Consider the following 20749-nt stretch of genomic DNA (forward strand, 5'->3'; position numbering starts at 1 on the left):
ATAATCTGGGATTGTCACTGCACCTGTTACATCGTCTGTTGTCGTTGGTGTACCATGATCTTTTGTTACGCCGTCTGTTGTTGGTTCATATTGTCTGTTATCCAGAACTTTTACAATAAATGAATCAGCTGATACATCATTGTCTCCTACGACTAAATATGCAGTGTAAATATCTCCATCTACCGCACTATCTGGAACAATAAATGTACCTTGTTGTTCACCATCTTCTAACGTATTAATGTCGCCAGTTTTTTGAACTACATTACCGTTCTTATCTCTCCACTCAACGCGCGTTGGTAGTGGTGAAATATTTGAACCTATTAAGTCGATATGAACTTCGTCACCTGGAACTGCAGGTTTATCGGTATTATTATATTCCAACACATCTAAGTTAATATCATTAGATGGAACTAATGCAAAATTAACGTTATACCACATTGGATTAGCAACTAAGTTTTGAGCCGGTGCTGTTTGTGGTGTCCATGATAAGTTACTGTTTGGTGCTCTAAATTGAGGACTTGTATAAGATGAATATGCATTCACTACATTACCATCTGGATCCATCACATAACCATACATATAGCTTGTATTTAACGTACCATCTGGGAATCTCAAAGTATATCGACCGTTATCATCTGTTTCACCATAAACAGTTGCTGAAATATAGTCAGGATTTGCTTCTAATAATGCTTTAGCTGCTGCTGCTCTTTCTTTTTCTGGTAAACTATTAACTTGAGCTTTATATTGTTTGGCACCTTCTTCAGTTAATGAAGACATAACAACTGTATAACCAGCAGCTTCTGGATCTTTACTATTATTATTTGGTCCTGTAGCTGAGTTAGCATAGTCTCCAGCACCTGTTTCAAACCAAACTTGTCCTGAAACTGAATTTTTTGCTTTTAAATCTACTGCTGGACTACTCAATGGACCTTGTTCATCATGGATCCATTCAGATTTGTCATTAGTCATGTAATCATTACCTGACTTAATTCCCATAAATATACCCGTACGTTGCATATTTGAACCAATTAATGGAAATTGACCTAAATTAGAATTAGTAATAGAGTCTACATATCTTCCAGGATAAAATCCGCCAGCTTGACGTATCATTGTCGCTGTAATACCATCATCAATTTCAAAATCTTCAATCCATAAGCGATATAGTTGCTTACTAGTCGCGTTATATTTATGCTCTTTTCCATTTGCGTCAGTCCAAGCCTCTCTTAAGTCAAATGCATATGCACCTGGACCTACTTGAGAACCATCTGAAGATCTTAATTTGTTAGATGTTGTAGCCATATATGTTGGTGATACAGCTCCATCTTTATCGATCCATTGTAAGTATACTTTCGTACCTTCAGGAACTGCTGTAAGTCCATTAGACATTGTTGCAGGCGTTCCTTTATCAACAATCCAAGCTCTTCCTGACAAAGTATTTTTAGCGTTAGTTGCGTCAGTTTGAGATTTGATATATCCATTCTTAATCGCATCTGCTTCGATTACTTTTGATTTATCTGTTACTGCTAATGTATTGATTAATTCATTTGAAGCAATATTTAAAGATTCTTCATCTTTTGGTGATACCGCTCTTAAAGCAGTTGCTAATGGTTTATTATTGTTCTGCTCTTTTGCTAACGCCTTGATTAATTCATATTGTAATTCTTGTTCACTTAAATTTTTTATATCTAAATTTAAATTACTGATTACTTCACGAGCTTGTTCATCTGAAACGTTGGCAGCTTTTTTATAATATATAACAGCTGTTTCTTCATCACGAACTTGTGAAATTGAATAATCATTATTATTGTAATTAGTTTGTGGCTCTTCTGATGCTACTTTGTTTGTAGCTTCAGCTTTTGGTGTTGTCTCAGCTTCTGGTGCTTTTTCTTCTGTAGTTGCTTCTTCTGTTGTCTCAGCTTCTGGTGCTTTTTCTTCTGTAGTTGCTTCTTCTGTTGTCTCAGCTTCTGGTGCTTTTTCTTCTGTGCTTGCTTCTTCTAAAGATTTGCCAGATTGACCATTATCATCTGCTGACTGTGATTGTACAGAACTATTTTGTTGTTCATCCGCCTTTGCTTCTTCTCCTATTCCAAAAATCAAAGTTGCCCCAACTAAAATTGAAGCAGTCCCAACAGTGAATTTTCTAATTGAATACTTATTAAATCTATTAGGTATAAAATCTAATTTTCTACCCCTTTTTTTCATTGAACCAAGTCTCCTTTCAAATATATTAATGTATGATACGACGAATATTACAACTTGCCTTATCATATTTATATTAATCTATCAAAATTAGATTTTCAATATATAAATATATTAAAAAAATATAGATTTTATAATTGTTGTTGAGTACAATTAAAATTTATTATTATTTTTGTATATAAATTACACGTAGATGCGATTCTTTAAATATAATGATTTATAAAATTGTTAATAACATACAAAATATTTAGCAAAAAAAATATAGATTTATTACTCTATATTTTAGGCGATATAGTCACTAGTAACATACTCCGATTTATGTCTATTCAATAAAAACTAAGGTAATATTAATATCCTTCATTTCTATTTTCACTAGATTTTATCTAAAATACTCGAAAAACAATTTCATACAAATCGTACAATAAATTAATCTCTTTATTTATCGTTGAATTTTTCCTTTCTACAATCTATATTTTATGAAATACATTATATTTAATAGATTCGAGATTGGTTGTAATAATTTTAAGGGATAAATAATGGTAAGAATACCTTGATAAGTATAGAGTTAATATTACATTTTGTAGTAGTTAATAATTATATAAATGTTTTATAAATATCTTTATATAATCATCTCAACATCAAAAGAAATTAAAAAAAGGAGGAATTTTTAAATGAATAAAAGAACTTTGTAGCAAATACTTTAAGAATAAGAGCTTGGCATTTAACAAACCTGCTTTTAGCACATTTGATAAAGGGGTTAACCAATTTAAAAATACCAAGTATATGATATTTCAATAAGTATAGGATCAGAAATGATGAAAAGTGAACTCTATAAAGAGACAAGAATTGTTTTTTTATAATTTATAAAGTGGGTAGTAATCGATTTTTCAAATATATCTTTTATATAAAACTAATCAAATTATATAAAAATAGTCGAGTCCATAGCACAGCTATGAATTCGACCATTTTCTATTATTTAATTGTCTACTTGACAAGGTACAATTAATATTATAACCGACCTGTTTAATTTTTCAAATTCAAATCTCATGATTTTATATGTTTGTTAATTTCGGATACGAGTGCTTGTACGCCTTTATATTCTAAATGCACACCATCATATGCGAAGTATTCTGAATGGTCTTTTGCTTTTTGATACCAATTGACTAATTGAACATTCTTATGTGAATCTGCTGCGTTCGAAAGTTTTTCGTTGACACTTTGTTCCCAATCTCTTGGTACGTGTGTGTTAACGACGTAAACATGGGCATTACCGAACATTTTAATGAGCTTCGTCAAATCATCATATGAAAAATCTCCATTCGTACCAAGTTCAAGTACAACTAGTTGATTGGCTTTGTTAAATGTACTGTATTTCTCTTGAACGAGTGGAATAGCATCATTTAAATTACGACCGACTTTACCATCTATTATCGCATCTGGATATGCTTTATGTATTTCTTCCCCGATATCAACCATGACGGAATCACCGATAAATAACATTTTATCTTGATGCTTCCCTTTATGATTAATGGTTTGTTCGCTATTAACATTAATTTTAGGAATAGGTAATATCAAACTATTCTTATGGTCGTGATTTGAAACTTTAAAAGTCGTCTTCGCATGATGATGTTGCGTTTGTTGTAAATAATCAAAATGTCCTGAAAGTATTGTTAATGTAAGACCAACTAATACTAAAGTAATGCTACTTTTAGCAATGAGTGATTTTAATTGAGCTTTTCCAGGTTTGAAATACGCTAGCCCACGAACTCTAATAGGTACTTCAACATAACGATATGAACATTCAGCTAACAGTAACGTTAATATGATTTCAATCAATATCATATAAAAAGGGATTTGTCCTTGAACGAAATATTTATTGATAAATGTTATGATAGGATAATGCCATAAATATAAACTATAGGATCTCTGTCCAATCCATAAAAACAAACGATTACCTAATACTTTAGATAATAACGTACTAGGGTGAACAGCACTCGCAATGGCAGGTAAAGAACTTAAAGATATAAGATAAATACCACCAAAGTATAACCAATTGTCACTGGATGAAACAGTCATCATAAAGTAAATTAATAGTGCTAAAGAAATACAACCTATCGTTTCAATTCCAATCTTTAACGGCGTTATAATTTGCTGTTTCAATCTAAAAGGCGGCCATATGTATGCTAGTAATACACCTAATAACAGTGTTTGTAATCTAGTATCTGTTCCGAAATATACTCTTGAATTATCAACGTTTGGTTCAGCAATTAATATCATTAACAATAATGAAATAAGAGAAGCTATAAATACAACTAAAACAAAATGCCTTTTTAACTTTTTAATGCGTAGTAATATCATTAATAAAATTGGCCAAAATACGTAAAATTGTTCTTCAATCGCTAGACTCCATAAATGTTTAAGTGGCATCACTTTGAAGCTATCAAAATAACTAACATGATGAAAAATATACCACCAATTAGATACATAAAATAAAGCAGCAAACGTATCTTGTTTTACACTTTTAATAATGCTCGGTTCAAATAATAAGGTATATATGAGTACAATACTTAATAAAAATAAGACTGCTGGCAGTAACCTTTTAATACGTTTTTTCCAAAAATGTAAGAGGTCAATCGTACCAGTCTGTTGATATTCATGGATTAATAAGCTCGTAATTAAATAGCCAGAAATGATAAAAAAAGTATCCACACCTAAAAAACCACCCGATAACCACTTAGGATTAAGGTGATAAATGATGATAGCTATAACAGCAATTGCACGTAAGCCATCTAAACCATATAAATAACGAATTGAGTGTGACTTAATCTCTTTCGTTTGACCATTCATTTCTCATTGACTCCTCAATAAATTGTAAAAATTTCTAATAAAAACTATTGTATCATGATTTACCAAAGATATACATAAAAGGATAAAACTTGTTAATTACTCTTACATACAAGAAAGAGATATCAGATTGTTAAAGTCAAAAATATACAAAAGTAATTGTACTAACGATTAAGATTACAGAACCAAACCATTAGCAAATAAAACTCAAAAAATATACTTAGATTAATATACTTATTTTAAGTTTAAAATGTTAAAGATTTTTTCTACTGAGTTAACCTATTTAAAAAATTATCAAATTTTCCTAAAAGATTTTATAAAGTCTGCTCAATACTCTTCTACATTACTATTAAAAACTTTTTTTAAATTGCTAAACACAATAATCTTTCAATCCATGATTTCACCATCTCGTTTAATCAATTATTTAATTAAGGTTTTGAATAGCTGTCTTTTGTATTTTTATAGTTGAGATTGTCTGCTAACATAGATTTTGTGTATTGGATTTCACCTTTCAACATAATTCATTATGACATTAATAGATCTCAATAGCTTTATAAATTAATAGATGCAATTTTAAATATTGCTTGACTATCATCTGTATTTTATATGCCTTTTAATTAATCTATACAATTAATTGAACGAATTACTTTTTCTTCAGCCAACTTAAATAATTTTAAGAATCTTTCTTTTTTTCAATAAGTAAAGTGTTTACTTCTACATCCATTTCATCTTCCTTTTTTATTATACGGCTCGTTTGATGATTATATGCTGACAACAACATATCATCTAATCAATTTTTTAAGTCTAAAACAGAAAATTATCTAGTTTGACTAATTCTATATCATAATAATTCGTTAACATACCTCTATGTGAATATAAATATTTTAAAAACTTTATAGCCCTTATTTTTGTAAATAAAATAGCTATGACAACTTCATTTTTATCATTTTTAACACCTACAATATATACAACTTTTTTGTGTAAGGCTTGAAATATGCTTTTGTAAATGTATCAAATTCTTTTTCTGTAAGGTTCAAAAAAAATATTATTGCACCTTTTTAATGAAATAAATGGGACAGGGACACTTTTTAATATCTATCCCTGTCCTACAATATATCTTACACTGTTAATATTTTAATATTGCTGTTATTTTTCGTATTCAAACTTCTATCATTGACATAACTGTATTGATTTTCTAGTCTTTGAATTCTATAGGTTGACCCAATTTATTTTCTATAATCTCTGATATTTCTTTTCCTAATGGACCTTTAATTGCGAAAGTTCGTTTGGCATATGACCCAAGAACACCAAGTCCAGCTATAGCTGCTATTATACCTCCTCCAGATAAAAGAGATAATGTTAATAAAGAGGCCAATGCAAGCTTCCCTGTTTGTTTAAAAGGCTTTTTATCAAATATAACTGTTAAACCTATAATTCCAGGAGTATTTGTTTCTCCAATAATAATTAAATAATTACTTTTATGATTCTTGAAATGGTATGTTGTTATCTGCGCATTGTTTTTAAATATTTTTAATAGTTCTCGCTCATGATTACCCGACTTTTCAAGAATCTCATTTTCTTTTAACACTTCAATTTCTTTGTTAAATTTATAATTTTTATTTAAAGCTAGTTCTTTCAATTGATTTTCAAAATGATCTAAATTTTTTTGCTTATAATAAATAAAGTCCATAACCTTTTACCCCCTTACCGTTTAATCCATTCATTAGTTTCATCAAGATACATATAGCCTCTTTCTTCTAATAAAGATTTTGCCGCAAGATACATGGTATAATCACCATCATCTTCTTTTTGTATACCATATATTTCCGTTAATTCTTCATTAGAACAATCTTTTAAAGCATCCCTTACCATTCCTCTATCACCTGTCGTTTCCCAGATTGCACTAACGGCTGCACCAATAGTCGTAACTGAAACATAAGCGGCTGCACCTATACCTTTGCCGATACCTTTTCCTATCGTTTTTATTATGTTACCCATTGCTTCGATTCCCTCCGTAATTAAAATATGTTATTAATGCTGAATCTGTTGTTTTAGATATGTTGATTGTAAAAAGAGTAATTCATCAATCACTTGTTCCCTTAAATCTCGTGGTGAAATCACACGTATTTGTGATCGATATAAGAAACAAAGTTGAATAGCCTCAGGCCTTGTCATTTTAAATGTCACCATAATATGATCTTCATCATAATTTTCAATCACATGAATTTGATAATACCGATGTATGTTTAACCAAACTTCTTTTGATACTTCAAATGTAATATAATCATGCTTCATTTCTTTTTGATGACAATCAAACGTTTCATTCGCTAATGTTAAATCCATTTTATGAATATCTGTAATATAAATTTCATGATTGAATTGATAAATGAGATGAAATGAAAACATTTGGTAATGAAGTGATATCGGTAATATTAAATGTTTATGATGCTTTAAATATCGATTTTCATTTAACGCTTGAACAGCGACTGAAACAGATGTACGCGTTTCTTTCTCATCATCAACTTCAAAATGATTTAAATATTGTAATAATCCATCTTGTTGGTCTCCATGATATTTGATTATCACCATCTTAAGATACTGATAGAAGTGACGACTTATCTTTGGTGTTGTCAGATAAAGACTATTTAAAATATCATACATAAAATATTGACTTTCACTTTTATCTTTTTTTAATGTATAACTTTCAGATTTATAGTCATACGTTATTTCACTTTGAACACCAACCCAGCTTTTTGCTTCATATAAAAAGTTACGAATATCATCAATATCTCGTTGTATCGTTCTCGGGCTTGAACCTAATGCTTGTGTGAGTGTCTTTTTATTAACATTTTTGTGTTGTAGTAAGCGATTATATATCGTCAACACACGAAAAACACGATCCAATGCGTCACCTCCTTCAATCTATATTCTACAAAACAGGTATGACAAAATATGTCATTACGCGAATCTTTTTCAAAAATATGGTAAAAAATACAAACGTACTAAAAAGGCGTTATATCGGGGGGAATATAATATAAACATGAAGTATGAAGAAAAACGAAGTGTCACAATACGACTAATCCCTATCTTTAATTTATAAGGATACAATATTAATCGGCTTCATGTTGTACCGACTTAATGATGCCTTGTATGTTCTCATGAAGTATACATGTTAGGGTATCATCTGCCATATACATTTGATAAATATCATTCAATGTATTATGGTCATGAATAGATGCGATATGTGCGATAACCCCTTTTATCATCACTTCATATGTTTGTGAATCTAAAAAATGCTTAACGTTTTGCCCATGTGATAATGTCATTTATATATCCTCCTATATTATGTTGTCAAAAGCCATTCTTGACGTGCTTTCGGATTGAGTGGATGCATGATGTCATTTGTGGCGGGATTAATGAGTTTTTGCACTTTTTTCTGATAGGGTTTCAACATGTCTAATACATTATTCACCCTCTTGTCTACACCTGGCTTTTTACCATAAGCACCCCATGCAAGAATAACAACATCTGCTTCTTTGACCGCCTTCATCAGATGAATCTCTGTATGCTTATCAAAACTATTTTTTAAGTGCTTTAAATTACGAGGTGTATTAATATTGGAATATAAATTCACAAAATAAATCGTGCCATATTCATCCATTTCTGAAATTTTGTTTATAATCAATTGAGTTGTTAAATCTATTTGAAGTATCCCTGTATAACTAGGATACATTGTAATGATTGCGATAGATTGTTTCGTGTTATCCCATGTCTTCTTTAGTAAATAACGATGTTGATTATCATCACTGAATATCGCTTCTGTTTCTAATGTACTTTTAATATTTTGCACCTTTTTTACACTCCTTATTTAATATTCCTCCGGCAACAACATGACATAATAAGAACAGCCTACATCATCTTCGCGTATAACATAGACTTTACTAATATTAATCGGTTGCTTATAACGCGTTTTATGAATTTTGACATATTCTGGTCGTTCTTGTTTGTGCTTAATGTATAGTTCCTCATTATACATATTGAATTGAAAGATATGAAAATAGTCGATTATCTCATGTTCTCTAGCCTGTTCATGTTCTCTGAATAATACAAGCTCCCAGATATGTTTTTGGATAATGTAAGGTAAGTCTGAGTCAATACCTCTTGTGATAAAACGTGCCATTATACGTCACCCTTCTCAATTTCTTCTATTATTGCGATCACACCTGTTATGACTGTGATACTCATTTCTGCAATACGAATCCATGTCGCCATTATGATTCACCACCTTTTGGTAGTAAATAGAGTTGGTCTAGTAAAGGCATTACGGTATTATGAAAATATAAAAAGTCCATATCATGGTATTCATCGATATAGCCAACGGCTATAAGTTGTTTCTCATAGTAGAGAATAAATGGATAGAGTTTTCGCTTGTGTAATGCCTCTGAATAATACGTATGAGTCTGAAGGATTTTATTACTGAGTGGTCCCAACCTAATATATGCATCTGGCAGGATATCATTCGCCACTTCTTCTAGTGATTCACATTGCCATTCTTCGTCCTTTGGTAGGGTGAATAAGTGTGTGATATAGCCTTTGAGTTGTTGTTCTAATGTCATTTTTATGACCTCCTAATTGTTTGATTGATGTATGTGTCACATCATATAGATAATATACGTTTGATTTTTCGTTTATTTCCCTTAGAAATCCCACTGATATTCAGAAAACTTCCCAATAAAAATCAGCAACAATATTTGGTATGACAAGGAAATCCCATTATCCTCTCTTTTATTATTGTGCTAAGAGAAATATTTTTTATAATGTTATCCATATATTTATTAATAACAAATTCTACACTTTTATCACTTAGATTTAAGTGGTAAAAGTGGTAATTTGGTCAATAGAATATTTCTGTGTACCATCAATTACAAAATGAATTTTTGGCATAAAAAAACACCCCCAATCTTTTTTCAAAGATTGGGGGATAAGACTTTCATCAATTTTATACCGTACGAGCTTTACTTTTTTATCTGTAGTAATTTCAATAGAATCAATCAGCAACTTCATAAGCTGATTTTTGGCTTCAGGATTTGCTTCTTTTAAATAAACACTAAAACGACTAATTATCAATGTTAAGCGACTCTTCAACTTATCAAAGTCAGGTATTTTTGTTTCTTCTGGATTAGATTGTTGAGCCGCTTTGATTTGTTCTTCAAGAGCTTGAAATCGATGATTCAATTGATTTTGCTTTTCTTTCAACATTTCACTATTCATTTGATCATCTAAAAACAATTCTAATAAACGTTCTTGTTGTGTTCTAATTATAGCTTTTTGTTTTTCTAAACTTTCAATGTCAATGATGACATTACTTTTAGTGTTATGTTTTCGTTTCAGCTCTTCTATAACATTAGTCGCAATTTGTTTAATGATTTTAGGCTGAGATAAAATACGATTAAGGTGAACGTTAATAACATGTTCTACAATTTCCGCATTAATCGCATTACTATGACAAGCAGAACTACCAGAACGATTGAATAATGAACAAATGTAATAACGTTTAATAGTACGTTCTTTTGATTTTTTCGTGTTATAATAAGTACGCCTGCATACCATATTATTACCACACTCGGGACACTTAATAAGCCCCCTTAGATAAAAGTCTCCACCAATTGGCCTTCCTGGTTTGAAGCTTTTGGATAATAATTTTTCATGTACCTGATCAAATATTTCTTCACTTATAATTGCTTTGTGTTTACCTTTCACCAAAATTACATCTTTTTCATCACTTTTACCACTTCTTCGTTTAACTGTCCAATTTTGATAGTTATTAAATCTGACAAACCCTTTATAAACAGGGTTATTCAAAATATATTTAACCCCAAACACAGAGAAAGGTTTTTGGTTAATCGTGCGATAACCTTTTTGATTCAGAATTGTTGTTATGGCCTTAAGTCCTTTATTGTGATTCAAATACAAATCAAATATTTCTCTAACAATATTAGCTTCATTTTCATCGATAACCAAATCATTTTTTTGTGTCAGTGGATTAAGTAACAATTTGTATCCCAAAACTCTTCCGGTTATAGCTTCTCCACTACGCGCTTTTGCATTCATTGAAAGCTTCACATTAGATATCAAACTCTGTCTCTCTATAGAACCTATCAAACCAAACATTGTAACTAAAACTTCACCAGATGCATTCGAGGTATCAATGTTTTCCGAAATTGATTTATAACCTACACCATGTTCTTTAAACTCATGTATAATATTAAATACATCACGCATTGAACGAGAAATACGATTCAATTTCCAACTTAGAACCATCTCTACTTTATTGTCTCTGACATCCTTTAATAATTGTTTCATGGCAGGACGATCTTCAATATTCTTTCCTGATATCCCTGAATCAATATAAGTTTCATAGTCATAACCTGGATAGTTTTTAACAACTTCTTTGATGAGGACTTGTTCTTGTTCATGCACAGAATAACCGTGCTCAGACTGTTCTGTCGTACTCACACGTGAGTATAATGCTATTTTTCTGTTCATAATATTTCTCTCCTTTTACTTAGTTTCCGTTATAGACCTTGGTATATAACTTCAATGTAATAATATATATTTGTAGATTTGTTTCATTTCTACTAAATAAAATATGTGTACTGCAGGTTACATCCTGTGGTACGTAATTAAATTATTTATCTTTATTAATACGTTCTTCCATTATAGGAACAAGCACTTCAATAAACGCTTCAACTTGTTCATTATTCATACTATTCAACGCCTTTCTTTGTTTATTTCTACAGACAAATTGTTATTAATAATCATGTATTATACATATTTAAATCCAACATTTCAGCAAATGCTCTATCAATTTTTATGTGATAAAAGACTATTGATTCCAATTCATCATTACTATTTTTCACTTTTCTTTGATTTGTTTTTCTGTCTTTATCTGTTACTAATTTATTGTCACTATCCAATGCTTTGATTACGTTTTTTGTATCCTCAAACCCATTATCCTTTAATATACGTTCGAAGATAGAACGTATAATCTTTACTTCAACATAATCATTTTGAACTAATATTGTTCCATTGTTTTCAATCATATTAGATAATGATCCATCTTTGATAAACTTGCCTTTATTTACTGCGACATATTGAATAATAGCTGTCATTGCTTTTTCGGTTAAAGAACGCTCTGACATTGTATTTTTATGATATTCTAAAAGATATTTTTTCATACCTTCTTTATTCAATTTCAAATCTAAAGCACGTTCAAATATAGTTGCTGAAGTCAAAATCACAGCATACCTACTTATCATTCGCATTCCTGTGTTGCTTTCTTCATTTGCTAGTTCAACTTCAAACCACTGTCTATGTTCTTCATAAATAGAGACCAATTCCTCTTCATTATTTAATAAATACTCGGATATTATTGGCAAGACATGACCATAATTTTTTCTTACAACTTTTTTAATAGCATCCGAATTCGAAGATGATGATGTTATAGCATCATTAATCTCAATGATACGTACCCTTAATCCATCATTTTTTGCTGAGTTATTAAAAATACTATATTCGCCCGTTGAAATAATTGAAGTACCTGAATTGAATTTTTCCCTTGTGTTACCATTTTTATCTGCTCGTTCTCTTCCTTGCCCTTCGCTTACAGAATATAGCAAGTTCGTTAGATTTCTAATGGTTGAAGTTGATAATTCATCGAATATCACTGGAACCCCAAAGTTTGAACTCACGATATTTTCAATGCCTACTTTAGTCGCATTCCAACTACAAAATAAAGTATTATCTCCTTTATTAGGATTACCTGCTACTGATGCTGCTAACATAGCTGCTGTTGTTTTGCCACTAGATGACTGTCCTGTCAATGAATATATTATTCCTGTAAACTCAATTTCATTTAGCAAGAATAAATATCTTGTAACTAATGAACTTACTCCAAAGATGGTAATTAGTTCTAATACAACATTGCCATTCACTTGCTGCTGAAACATTGTAAGCCATTCATCTAATTTACCTTTAGGCGATAAATCATATTTATTATCACAAATCACTTGATTCATATCTTCCTCAGTCATTGAAGGACTGAAATGGATATCATCAAGTACAACAACTGTTCCTTTATTTGTAGGTAAAACACCCACACCTTTATAAAAACTACTTTTCACCGTACTATCTCTGTACTCCTGTAAAGCATTACTCAATTCTTTAATGCGATTTTCATTAATAGTAAATCCCATTTCTATTAATTTAAACAAATTACGTGAACTTAATATGCTTGAATCTAAAATGTATTCCTCACCATCTATATCTTGTATGATAAGCTGTTCCTTTTTATATACTCGATCTTTATACTTAGCAACTATAAAAATTGGAGAAGCTAGTTTAACTAGCTTCTCACTTTCTCCATCATTGGTACCTTTCATTTTCTTAAAGCAACCATTTGAATTTATTAAATAATTATCATTTTCAAATTTCATTACTTCTTTACCTCCATGCATAATCTTATTTACAAATACTACTTAAATATCATCGAAACCGTAAAAATCCGTAAGTCTTACGAAAATAAGTTGATTTTTATTGTAAAACATTTCAAAATGTACAGATTCATTCAACATTACATAATGTCGAAACCGATTTTCGACATTTTCTACTAACTTTGTTGTTGGATCCTTTGCACCTGTATCTATTAGCAATTTTTTTACAGTGAATTTTTCATTTGCTCTCTTACTTAACGCTTCTTCTAAACATTTCAAGAACCATTCTCTGCCCATGTTACCTAACCTCTTCAGCACGTTGATCTATGTCAGTTTGAATTGATAAAAAATTATTTGTTTTTATTTCCATCTTCTTTGCCTCCTAGATTAATTACCTTTGAAAAATCTTAACTATTATATTTTCCGCTTCACCTTCTTGTAACTGGCATAGCGTGAAATGTTCTTCAAGATACATTTCAAGTAAAATGTTAATAGCATATACTTCCTCATCGTAAATATCGCCATAAACATCTTCACCAACCATATCCAACAAGTCGTATATTGAAAATTCAGTTTTACTTGGCAACATCAAAGCCTGACCAATCAAAAGAGTAATTAAATTTTTACAATCACTTGTTATTGTGAATTGTGTAGTATACTTAAATTGCTCTCCTTTTATGGTTTCAATTTCTATGTGATGAACTTTCTCATCATGGGTATAAACTTCTTTCATTACATATGTTTTCATTATAAAAACCTCCTAAGAATTATACTCAAGCATTAACTTAAGTTAGATATAATATATATCCATATAGGAAAGGCAGTTTCCATTTAAAAAATAATAAATGGAATTACTTTGAGCAAAATAATTGACAAAATTTGAGGTGTTTGATATGGAGTTTAAAATTAAGCAAGTTGCCGATAATAATTATATATTTCTAGGATATGTATTAGACTACTGTAGGGTATCATTAAAAACATTGGATATTGATAAATCTTTAACTATTTCTATAAAGCAATTAAATAAGGGTGAGAGTTTTAGTGAGTATACTTTAAATGGGATTGTAATATATATTTATGACGAAGATATTGAATCAATAATTAGATGCAGTAGTTCAAAGGTTGCTTATAAATTATTAATCCGCCGTGTTTTAGATTCACTTTATGATGCTTTAGAAGCTGATTTAAATAAAGAAACTAAAATGAATCTTTGGAATAATTTCGAACGATCAACACTCGATTTTTTCAAACATAAATTTTTTGACAGCGAAATAGTAACTCTTCCTAGAATGATGTTTGAATATGATTATATGAATAAGCATTCAATGAAAGATATTGAGAGTAAAAAAGAACGAATCCATAAGATTAATTTAGTCTATAGGTTTATTGGAGATGTTAATACTCCTGCATATTTTGACTTTTCAGATCAAACAGTTAAAGATGTAGAAAAAAATGAAGATGATATTAACGAAATTATTGAAGAGCTTATTAAAAGTAATATACAAAAGATAACGGAACTGGAATTACCCGAGCCTATTAAGTTAATAAATTCTAATTTAGAAAATATAAATCCATCGAAATACAAACCTGAATCTATTTTCGCTTTAAATAATATTATGCATTATATTGATAAAAGCTTTTATGAAATCGTCGGTGCTGATATGCACTTCCAATTAGCTGATGTTAAAAACTTTGCAGCAGATAATATTCATTCTTCTAATCAAGAGTCTATGGGAAAGGGAACTATTTATAATAAATTTACTCCTAGAACATTTAATTTTCACGAATTCGTAATTATTTCAGCTATAGCTACTTTTTACAAAAACCCATACATAAAAATGATGGATTTAGGAAAGTTTTCATCTCACAAAGCTGAAGATTATAAAACACTTAAGAAAGATTTAATTAATATACCTATACTAATGAGCAACTTCATTATAGATAAAAAAATTGCATTTGCTGATGACTTAACTGATTTCATATGGACAAAAATAGAGGGAACAGTTGATATTAATAAACAAAACGAAGTTGCAAGTCTAATTGATAATATTTTCAGATTAACTTTTACTCCTTTAAACACAAAAAAACATTATAATGCCGTTCAAACTACATTTGATATTACGGATAGGTTAACTTATATCATTAGCAACACTTCTAAATATAATAATTTCATAAATTATGAGGATTTAATAAACAGTATAATAAACTCAATTAATAATTGGATAAAGTATCACAACAACTTCATCCAACAAATGGAAAGTGATGTAGCATCATTAAACTTTGTATCAGATAAATATTACTTAGACATATTTGAAGCCAAAGAGCTAGACAATGATTTTAATAATGATGATGATAGCCTACTTAATTCAATGACTTCTTTTAAGTCATTATTAGATAATCTAACTAATAAAATAGATGAAAAGCTAGTTTGTACTCTAATTACAAAAACAATTAAGAAACTTTAATAATCAACTTTGTGTAAACCACGAAACCTCTTAAAAATAATTAATTAACTTATTAAAATGAGACTTATTGTAATAGTAAAGTATGTCTATATTTATAATTAATAAGTTATGTGGTTTTGTGGTTTGAAATCTAGTTATCTTTTATTTATTACATCTCCGTACTTAGACTTTAAATATGTACCTCCCAATGAATATTTCATATAATAAACCTCTTTTTAAGAAGTATTAATTATTTTTGTTACTATTCATGTATTAGAGAATAGCGAGAGAATGAGAGTTAGTGTGCATTGAATAGCTAAAATAGAGTAATTACAGTGAATGATGACTTATTCGTCATTTATATTTATAATGATTGTAGAAGATGAAAATTAAGTAGTCGGTATTGTTAAATTAGTAGAGATTAATTATATCCATCGTAATTGTGAAATACCAATAATTATTAAACCTGAGTTTAGTGGTAATGGATATGCAAAATTCGTATTCGAAAAAGCAACAAGTTATGCATTCGATATTTTAAACATGCACAAGATTTATATATATTGATACAGATAACGAAAAAGCTGTGCATATAATGATTCACAAGGATTTAAAACAGAAGGATTACTCAAAGAGCAATTCTACACTAAAAGTAAATATAAAGATGCATATATTATGTCATTATTGAAATTTGAATATGTTTTATAGCATAAAAATAACCCACCTTAATGAAGTGCACCCCGAAAGTTAAATTTGGGCGTTACTTTAGGGGTGCACTTCATTAAGGTGGGGCTTTTTAATAAGATAAACTCTGTTCTATGACTTCATCAGTTATTTCTATGTTGAAAATATTTTCTTTATAAACTTTTGACCATGCAGTACCATTTTGATGAGTGTAGTCTACTAAGTCACGAGCTGAAAATTCAATGAATTTTTCTAAAGTATCTAATATTGATTTTAAAGCACCAGATCCTGCTTCAGAAAACAATATTCTACTATAAGATGGTTTAATTAGCATATCAATTTTTGAAAGAAAGACACTATCATCTTCCTTAAAATCTAATTTACTATAGCCCTTATCTGAATACATATCATAAACACTTTTTACGACTGGACCGTATTTATACGCATATATTTTATCTTTAAATAGACTAGTACCAGTGAGCTTCATAAAATCTTCATAGCACAAATATAATAGCTTTTGTAATTTCAAATGTGTTATATTTTCTCCAACGCTCAAAATAAATTTAGCTACATCACCTGCTGTTAATTCTATTTCATTTTTGTACATATCAATAAACTGAAGTTCGTCTTCAAAAAAAGCTACATCATGAAAGAAACTATCTTTATCTTTGATTGACTGGACATTTCTCGAATCAGTTGAAATTACATGAGATGATACTTTTAAATCACCTACTTTTTTCACTACTTTTTCTAAAACATCATTTACTTCTTTATAATCTTTATCATTATCCAATACTTTATGCCAACCAATTCTATGCCCTAATTTATGATAGGGTGTAATTATTACAAAATGTTCATACATTTTTAATCACCTCTGCTTATTCAAAGTTTTAGTCCACTCTAGATAACCTTGTTTATGTTTAGAGTGCGAAATTTTATTAGATTCCTCGTCTTTATAATTCCATATCTGAATTTCCCAAGGAAAATACGAATTATTTTCACCATATATATAAATATGTATTGCTTTATAACCATAATTATCTTTCTTAATAAATTTAATACGCTTTTCATTAGAAAAATAATTAGATAAAATTTCTAATGCTTGCTCTAAATCATCAAATTTACAAATAAATCTTACCCCGAATAAATCATTCAGGCATTTATTTATTGGTATTTTTCCTTTTTCATTTTTTTCAAAACGATATGTCATCAATTTAGATAATCTTGATTGAGGTTGTTTTAGTCTTGATGATGATAAATGAATATCTTTTTGCTTTAATTCTTGGACTATGACCAATTGTTTAAATAATAATTTACGACAATAATTATTTATATAATCTTCAAATGCAAAATCTAAAATAATTTCATCTCCATTTGAACTAAGTATATCATCAACTCTTTTTTTGTTTAAGTTAAAAGGTTTTTTATACTTTCTAAAAAACTCTAAAGAATGTATATGTTGATGATGTTTTAAAACATTTATGAGTTCTCCAATGTGGTTGCAATTTAATTGATACATTTTTTCACCTTTAGATTAATATATAATTAATATACCTTTAGTATAATTTTTTGTAAACAAAATTTAAAATTTAGGATCACGATTTAATATAAACCTTAATATATACGTAAGTTCAAATTCAGCGAATAGATTTCTTTCACTTTATAATTCCTATTTAGATTGTAGAGAATATATAGTACCTCTCTATTCATTTAAGTACACTTGTTATTGTCTAAACTATTAATATAATCCTCAAAGTTAAATCCAGTTTGTGTAATATATCTTCTTTGTACATCTGTTTAATCATCAAGTTTTTGTTGATTTTCTATAAGTGAGAAGGCTTTTGGAATGTCTTAATCATACTCTGACTTTAAACACTTTATTTGAAATATTACAACTTCTCAACCTAATTAAGAGATAAGTTATTTAAATTGCTTTTACCTGTTCTAAGTTCTGATATAACATATTGTCTAATTCCTGTTACTTTATGAGTTGCATAACCAGTAATGTATCTGTCAATATTTGAATTAATTCGTTCATTTTAAATTATACAAAAAAATACTCCATCACATATAGGAACAGGGTAAGTTACGGAGTATTTTATTATTATACTTTTTAAACTAAAGCAAATATATTCCGTTTTTCTAAAATATTTATATAACATATAAACGACAAGATGTTGTAATCGTTTCATCTTCCATCTTAGATATAATACGTTTTAGTTTTTCAATTCATAATTAAAGTCCATGTTGTCCTCAGCTACTTTTTCGTTATCTCTTTGAGATAAATACAATAAATCATCTGAAACATCTAATAATCGGTGATGTTTATTAAGCTTTATTCCCATGACACTATTACCCTTTCTAATTTTAATTTTTTTATACCTATTTCCGACAAATTACTATATTTAAACTAATGAAGAATTAGTCTCTACTCTCTTTAGATTTGATTCATTATTATAATTAATCTGATTTACACTCTTCATCTACTTACTCATATTTTTTAGTTTTATTTGTGATACGCTTCTACTTATCAGTTAGTGATGCGGTTTTCAGTTTGTTTAACGGCTCAACTACATATGTTTGTACTTTTCATTTATATGGTACCCTCCTTTACCACCTTTTTTCATCAAAATTAAGATTAATTTGCTATTAGTACATACTTATTATTTTGGTTAATTCAGTTTTAACAGCATTTTTCAAACTAATAGGAGATTCCACTTTGACATTGTCACCACATGTGACTATTAATTTAGCTATAAAATCTATATCTTTCGTGTTCACTTTTGATTTAAACAAATATGCCTCTTCTTTAATATTTTCAATCATATAGTCACTCCATAGGTATCCTTTCAAGATATTTAATCCAATAATATTACTTCTAATTTGTATATCAATCGTATTTTCGTTTTCAATCATGAACTGTTGAAAATTCTGCATAGTTATTTCATTACATTCTTGAGTTTCTCCTATTTCATATACTTCTTTTATTTTAGAAATATTTAACAACTTCACTAATTTTGATCCTATATTAACAACAACGAAGTACCACTTTTGATTTTTATATAAGATACCAATACCTTTATATTGACCATTCAAGTAGTTTTGTGAATAACAGATTTTAAATGACTTACTACCAATTGTTAATCTAATGATTTCATTAAATAATTTATAACTTTTGACCTGATATGTATCTTCATTAAAATATTGAAATACCCCATTATACTGGTTTATCAGTTCTTTTTTATTCGAATTATTATATAACTTTTTTAATATTTCTTGGTATTCTGTTTGAAAAGGTAGCTTACTCACATTTGAAATACTTGAAAGCGTAAATACTAAAGCTTTCAATTCTTCGTCTGTGATTGCTATTTTCGTTTGGTTTCGATTACCTATAGTCGTATAGCCGCCATTTTTCCCTGTACTACTATATAAAGGCACTCCTAATGCTTCAATTTCCTTTATATCCCTTAAAGCAGTACTACGAGAAATATTAAATTCTGACATTAAATCAATTAGCTTGAACTTTCTATTTTCATTACAATATTCAATCATATGATATAACCTAACAGATTTTTTCATTTTTATTCCCCTTTTAGTATCAATAGTTGATACCAATAAAGTATATACTCTATTTATAACAAATCTAAGGAGGAAAAACTATGAATTTTCAAGTAAGTCCCTATTTTTTAATTTCTGAAAATGCAGATGGTTTGAAAAGGTTGTATGAAGAACTATTTGATGCTAAAACGCTGTATATCCAACGCATTAAGGATAGACCGATAGATAAGCAACTTAACATCGATGAAAATGACTTAAATAAAATTGACCAATGTGTCCTTCAATTTGGAGATATAAAAATTATGATTGCAGATGACACTGAAGGTTTGCCTATAACCCAAGGTAATAATATATCTCTTTGTATCACTTTTGACCACGTAGAAGAAACTAAACGTGTGTATGATCAGTTAATAAAAAAAGGCAGTGAGGTATTAAAAGCATTTAGTCCAGAGTTCTATACTGAAGGGTATGGTTATGTAAAAGATCCTTATGGTATCTCCTTACATTTATTTACGAAGAGAAAAGTTTAAA

The 20749-nt window shown here is 29.2% G+C and carries 20 protein-coding genes and 1 pseudogene; 3 read left to right on the forward strand and 18 right to left on the reverse strand.

Going from position 1 to position 20749, the window contains the following annotated elements; genetic code table 11:
* The 14 genes from LQ617_RS08710 to LQ617_RS08770 form a co-directional block, all read right to left on the reverse strand.
* The coding region (locus tag LQ617_RS08710; protein ID WP_239740190.1) for a YSIRK-type signal peptide-containing protein at positions 1–2202 on the reverse strand (2202 nt) is incomplete at its 3' end.
* 1041 nt (positions 2203–3243) lie between these two features.
* Entirely contained in the window at positions 3244–5046 is a 1803-nt protein-coding gene (locus tag LQ617_RS08715; RefSeq protein ID WP_239740191.1) for an acyltransferase family protein, read from the reverse strand.
* Positions 5047–5847: 801 nt separating this feature from the next.
* A complete protein-coding gene (locus LQ617_RS16145; RefSeq protein ID WP_481816976.1) occupies positions 5848–6051 on the reverse strand; it encodes a peptidoglycan bridge formation glycyltransferase FemA/FemB family protein in 204 nt (67 codons plus the stop codon).
* A 187-nt stretch (positions 6052–6238) separates the two neighbouring features.
* Positions 6239–6733, reverse strand: coding sequence for a hypothetical protein (locus LQ617_RS08720; protein ID WP_239705284.1), 495 nt, complete (start codon positions 6731–6733; stop codon positions 6239–6241).
* Between the two features lie 14 nt (positions 6734–6747).
* Positions 6748–7041 carry a hypothetical protein gene (locus LQ617_RS08725; protein ID WP_239728319.1) on the reverse strand — a complete coding sequence of 98 codons (294 nt, stop codon included), beginning with the start codon at positions 7039–7041 and terminating at the stop codon, positions 6748–6750.
* Between the two features lie 33 nt (positions 7042–7074).
* Complete coding sequence (locus LQ617_RS08730; protein WP_239705282.1) at positions 7075–7947, reverse strand: HTH domain-containing protein; 873 nt, start codon at positions 7945–7947, stop codon at positions 7075–7077.
* Between the two features lie 206 nt (positions 7948–8153).
* Positions 8154–8369: a hypothetical protein gene (locus tag LQ617_RS08735; RefSeq protein ID WP_239728316.1), complete on the reverse strand. Its 216-nt coding sequence runs from the start codon at positions 8367–8369 to the stop codon at positions 8154–8156.
* A 17-nt stretch (positions 8370–8386) separates the two neighbouring features.
* Positions 8387–8893 (reverse strand): DUF1643 domain-containing protein, encoded by a 507-nt coding sequence (locus tag LQ617_RS08740; protein ID WP_239728314.1) that lies wholly within the window; start codon positions 8891–8893, stop codon positions 8387–8389.
* Between the two features lie 18 nt (positions 8894–8911).
* Entirely contained in the window at positions 8912–9223 is a 312-nt protein-coding gene (locus LQ617_RS08745; RefSeq protein ID WP_239705278.1) for a DUF960 family protein, read from the reverse strand.
* 91 nt (positions 9224–9314) lie between these two features.
* Positions 9315–9659 (reverse strand): SAUGI family uracil-DNA glycosylase inhibitor, encoded by a 345-nt coding sequence (locus tag LQ617_RS08750; protein ID WP_239705277.1) that lies wholly within the window; start codon positions 9657–9659, stop codon positions 9315–9317.
* Positions 9660–9912: 253 nt separating this feature from the next.
* Positions 9913–11589, reverse strand: a complete 1677-nt coding sequence (ccrC, locus tag LQ617_RS08755) for a cassette chromosome recombinase CcrC (protein WP_239740192.1) — start codon at positions 11587–11589, stop codon at positions 9913–9915.
* Positions 11590–11861: 272 nt separating this feature from the next.
* The gene (gene cch1, locus LQ617_RS08760) at positions 11862–13538 is read right to left on the reverse strand and encodes a cassette chromosome replicative helicase (protein WP_239740193.1); all 1677 of its coding nucleotides are present in this window, start codon (positions 13536–13538) and stop codon (positions 11862–11864) included.
* Positions 13539–13580: 42 nt separating this feature from the next.
* Positions 13581–13832, reverse strand: a complete 252-nt coding sequence (locus tag LQ617_RS08765) for a hypothetical protein (protein WP_239728289.1) — start codon at positions 13830–13832, stop codon at positions 13581–13583.
* 94 nt (positions 13833–13926) lie between these two features.
* Positions 13927–14283, reverse strand: a complete 357-nt coding sequence (locus LQ617_RS08770; RefSeq protein ID WP_204173559.1) for a hypothetical protein — start codon at positions 14281–14283, stop codon at positions 13927–13929.
* Between the two features lie 145 nt (positions 14284–14428).
* On the opposite strand from LQ617_RS08770, the gene LQ617_RS08775 reads away from it, so the two are divergent.
* Positions 14429–16000 (forward strand): hypothetical protein, encoded by a 1572-nt coding sequence (locus LQ617_RS08775; RefSeq protein ID WP_239728287.1) that lies wholly within the window; start codon positions 14429–14431, stop codon positions 15998–16000.
* A 351-nt stretch (positions 16001–16351) separates the two neighbouring features.
* A pseudogene (locus tag LQ617_RS08780) lies at positions 16352–16684 on the forward strand (GNAT family N-acetyltransferase); the annotation flags it as partial.
* 88 nt (positions 16685–16772) lie between these two features.
* Here the strand turns inward: LQ617_RS08780 and LQ617_RS08785 are convergent.
* The 4 genes from LQ617_RS08785 to LQ617_RS08795 all read right to left on the reverse strand — a co-directional run bounded on the left by LQ617_RS08785 (position 16773) and on the right by LQ617_RS08795 (position 20239).
* The gene (locus LQ617_RS08785) at positions 16773–17522 is read right to left on the reverse strand and encodes a Panacea domain-containing protein (protein ID WP_239728050.1); all 750 of its coding nucleotides are present in this window, start codon (positions 17520–17522) and stop codon (positions 16773–16775) included.
* A 6-nt stretch (positions 17523–17528) separates the two neighbouring features.
* Positions 17529–18179, reverse strand: coding sequence for a nucleotidyltransferase family protein (locus LQ617_RS08790; protein ID WP_239740194.1), 651 nt, complete (start codon positions 18177–18179; stop codon positions 17529–17531).
* A 697-nt stretch (positions 18180–18876) separates the two neighbouring features.
* Complete coding sequence (locus LQ617_RS16005) at positions 18877–19005, reverse strand: hypothetical protein (protein ID WP_275583286.1); 129 nt, start codon at positions 19003–19005, stop codon at positions 18877–18879.
* 304 nt (positions 19006–19309) lie between these two features.
* The gene (locus LQ617_RS08795; protein WP_069854471.1) at positions 19310–20239 is read right to left on the reverse strand and encodes a helix-turn-helix transcriptional regulator; all 930 of its coding nucleotides are present in this window, start codon (positions 20237–20239) and stop codon (positions 19310–19312) included.
* Between the two features lie 80 nt (positions 20240–20319).
* Here LQ617_RS08795 and LQ617_RS08800 point away from each other — a divergent pair, with 80 nt between their 5' ends.
* On the forward strand, positions 20320–20748 hold the full coding sequence (locus tag LQ617_RS08800; protein WP_069854470.1) for a VOC family protein: 429 nt from the start codon (positions 20320–20322) through the stop codon (positions 20746–20748).
* Position 20749: the final 1 nt, after the last annotated feature.

It is taken from the genome of Mammaliicoccus sp. P-M59 (assembly GCF_022386135.1).
Taxonomy (GTDB): Bacteria; Bacillota; Bacilli; order Staphylococcales; family Staphylococcaceae; genus Mammaliicoccus; species Mammaliicoccus sciuri_A.

What these genes read in the sequence shown, in the direction of transcription:
- LQ617_RS08715 (WP_239740191.1), bottom strand. Translation starts at nt 5,046, where the DNA reads ATGAATGGTCAAACGAAAGAGATTAAGTCACACTCAATTCGTTATTTA.
- LQ617_RS08720 (WP_239705284.1), bottom strand. Translation starts at nt 6,733, where the DNA reads ATGGACTTTATTTATTATAAGCAAAAAAATTTAGATCATTTTGAAAAT.
- LQ617_RS08725 (WP_239728319.1), bottom strand. Translation starts at nt 7,041, where the DNA reads ATGGGTAACATAATAAAAACGATAGGAAAAGGTATCGGCAAAGGTATA.
- LQ617_RS08735 (WP_239728316.1), bottom strand. Translation starts at nt 8,369, where the DNA reads ATGACATTATCACATGGGCAAAACGTTAAGCATTTTTTAGATTCACAA.
- LQ617_RS08745 (WP_239705278.1), bottom strand. Translation starts at nt 9,223, where the DNA reads ATGGCACGTTTTATCACAAGAGGTATTGACTCAGACTTACCTTACATT.
- LQ617_RS08750 (WP_239705277.1), bottom strand. Translation starts at nt 9,659, where the DNA reads ATGACATTAGAACAACAACTCAAAGGCTATATCACACACTTATTCACC.
- ccrC (WP_239740192.1), bottom strand. Translation starts at nt 11,589, where the DNA reads ATGAACAGAAAAATAGCATTATACTCACGTGTGAGTACGACAGAACAG.
- cch1 (WP_239740193.1), bottom strand. Translation starts at nt 13,538, where the DNA reads ATGAAATTTGAAAATGATAATTATTTAATAAATTCAAATGGTTGCTTT.
- LQ617_RS08765 (WP_239728289.1), bottom strand. Translation starts at nt 13,832, where the DNA reads ATGGGCAGAGAATGGTTCTTGAAATGTTTAGAAGAAGCGTTAAGTAAG.
- LQ617_RS08770 (WP_204173559.1), bottom strand. Translation starts at nt 14,283, where the DNA reads ATGAAAACATATGTAATGAAAGAAGTTTATACCCATGATGAGAAAGTT.
- LQ617_RS08775 (WP_239728287.1), top strand. Translation starts at nt 14,429, where the DNA reads ATGGAGTTTAAAATTAAGCAAGTTGCCGATAATAATTATATATTTCTA.
- LQ617_RS08785 (WP_239728050.1), bottom strand. Translation starts at nt 17,522, where the DNA reads ATGTATGAACATTTTGTAATAATTACACCCTATCATAAATTAGGGCAT.
- LQ617_RS08790 (WP_239740194.1), bottom strand. Translation starts at nt 18,179, where the DNA reads ATGTATCAATTAAATTGCAACCACATTGGAGAACTCATAAATGTTTTA.
- LQ617_RS16005 (WP_275583286.1), bottom strand. Translation starts at nt 19,005, where the DNA reads ATGGGAATAAAGCTTAATAAACATCACCGATTATTAGATGTTTCAGAT.
- LQ617_RS08795 (WP_069854471.1), bottom strand. Translation starts at nt 20,239, where the DNA reads ATGAAAAAATCTGTTAGGTTATATCATATGATTGAATATTGTAATGAA.
- LQ617_RS08800 (WP_069854470.1), top strand. Translation starts at nt 20,320, where the DNA reads ATGAATTTTCAAGTAAGTCCCTATTTTTTAATTTCTGAAAATGCAGAT.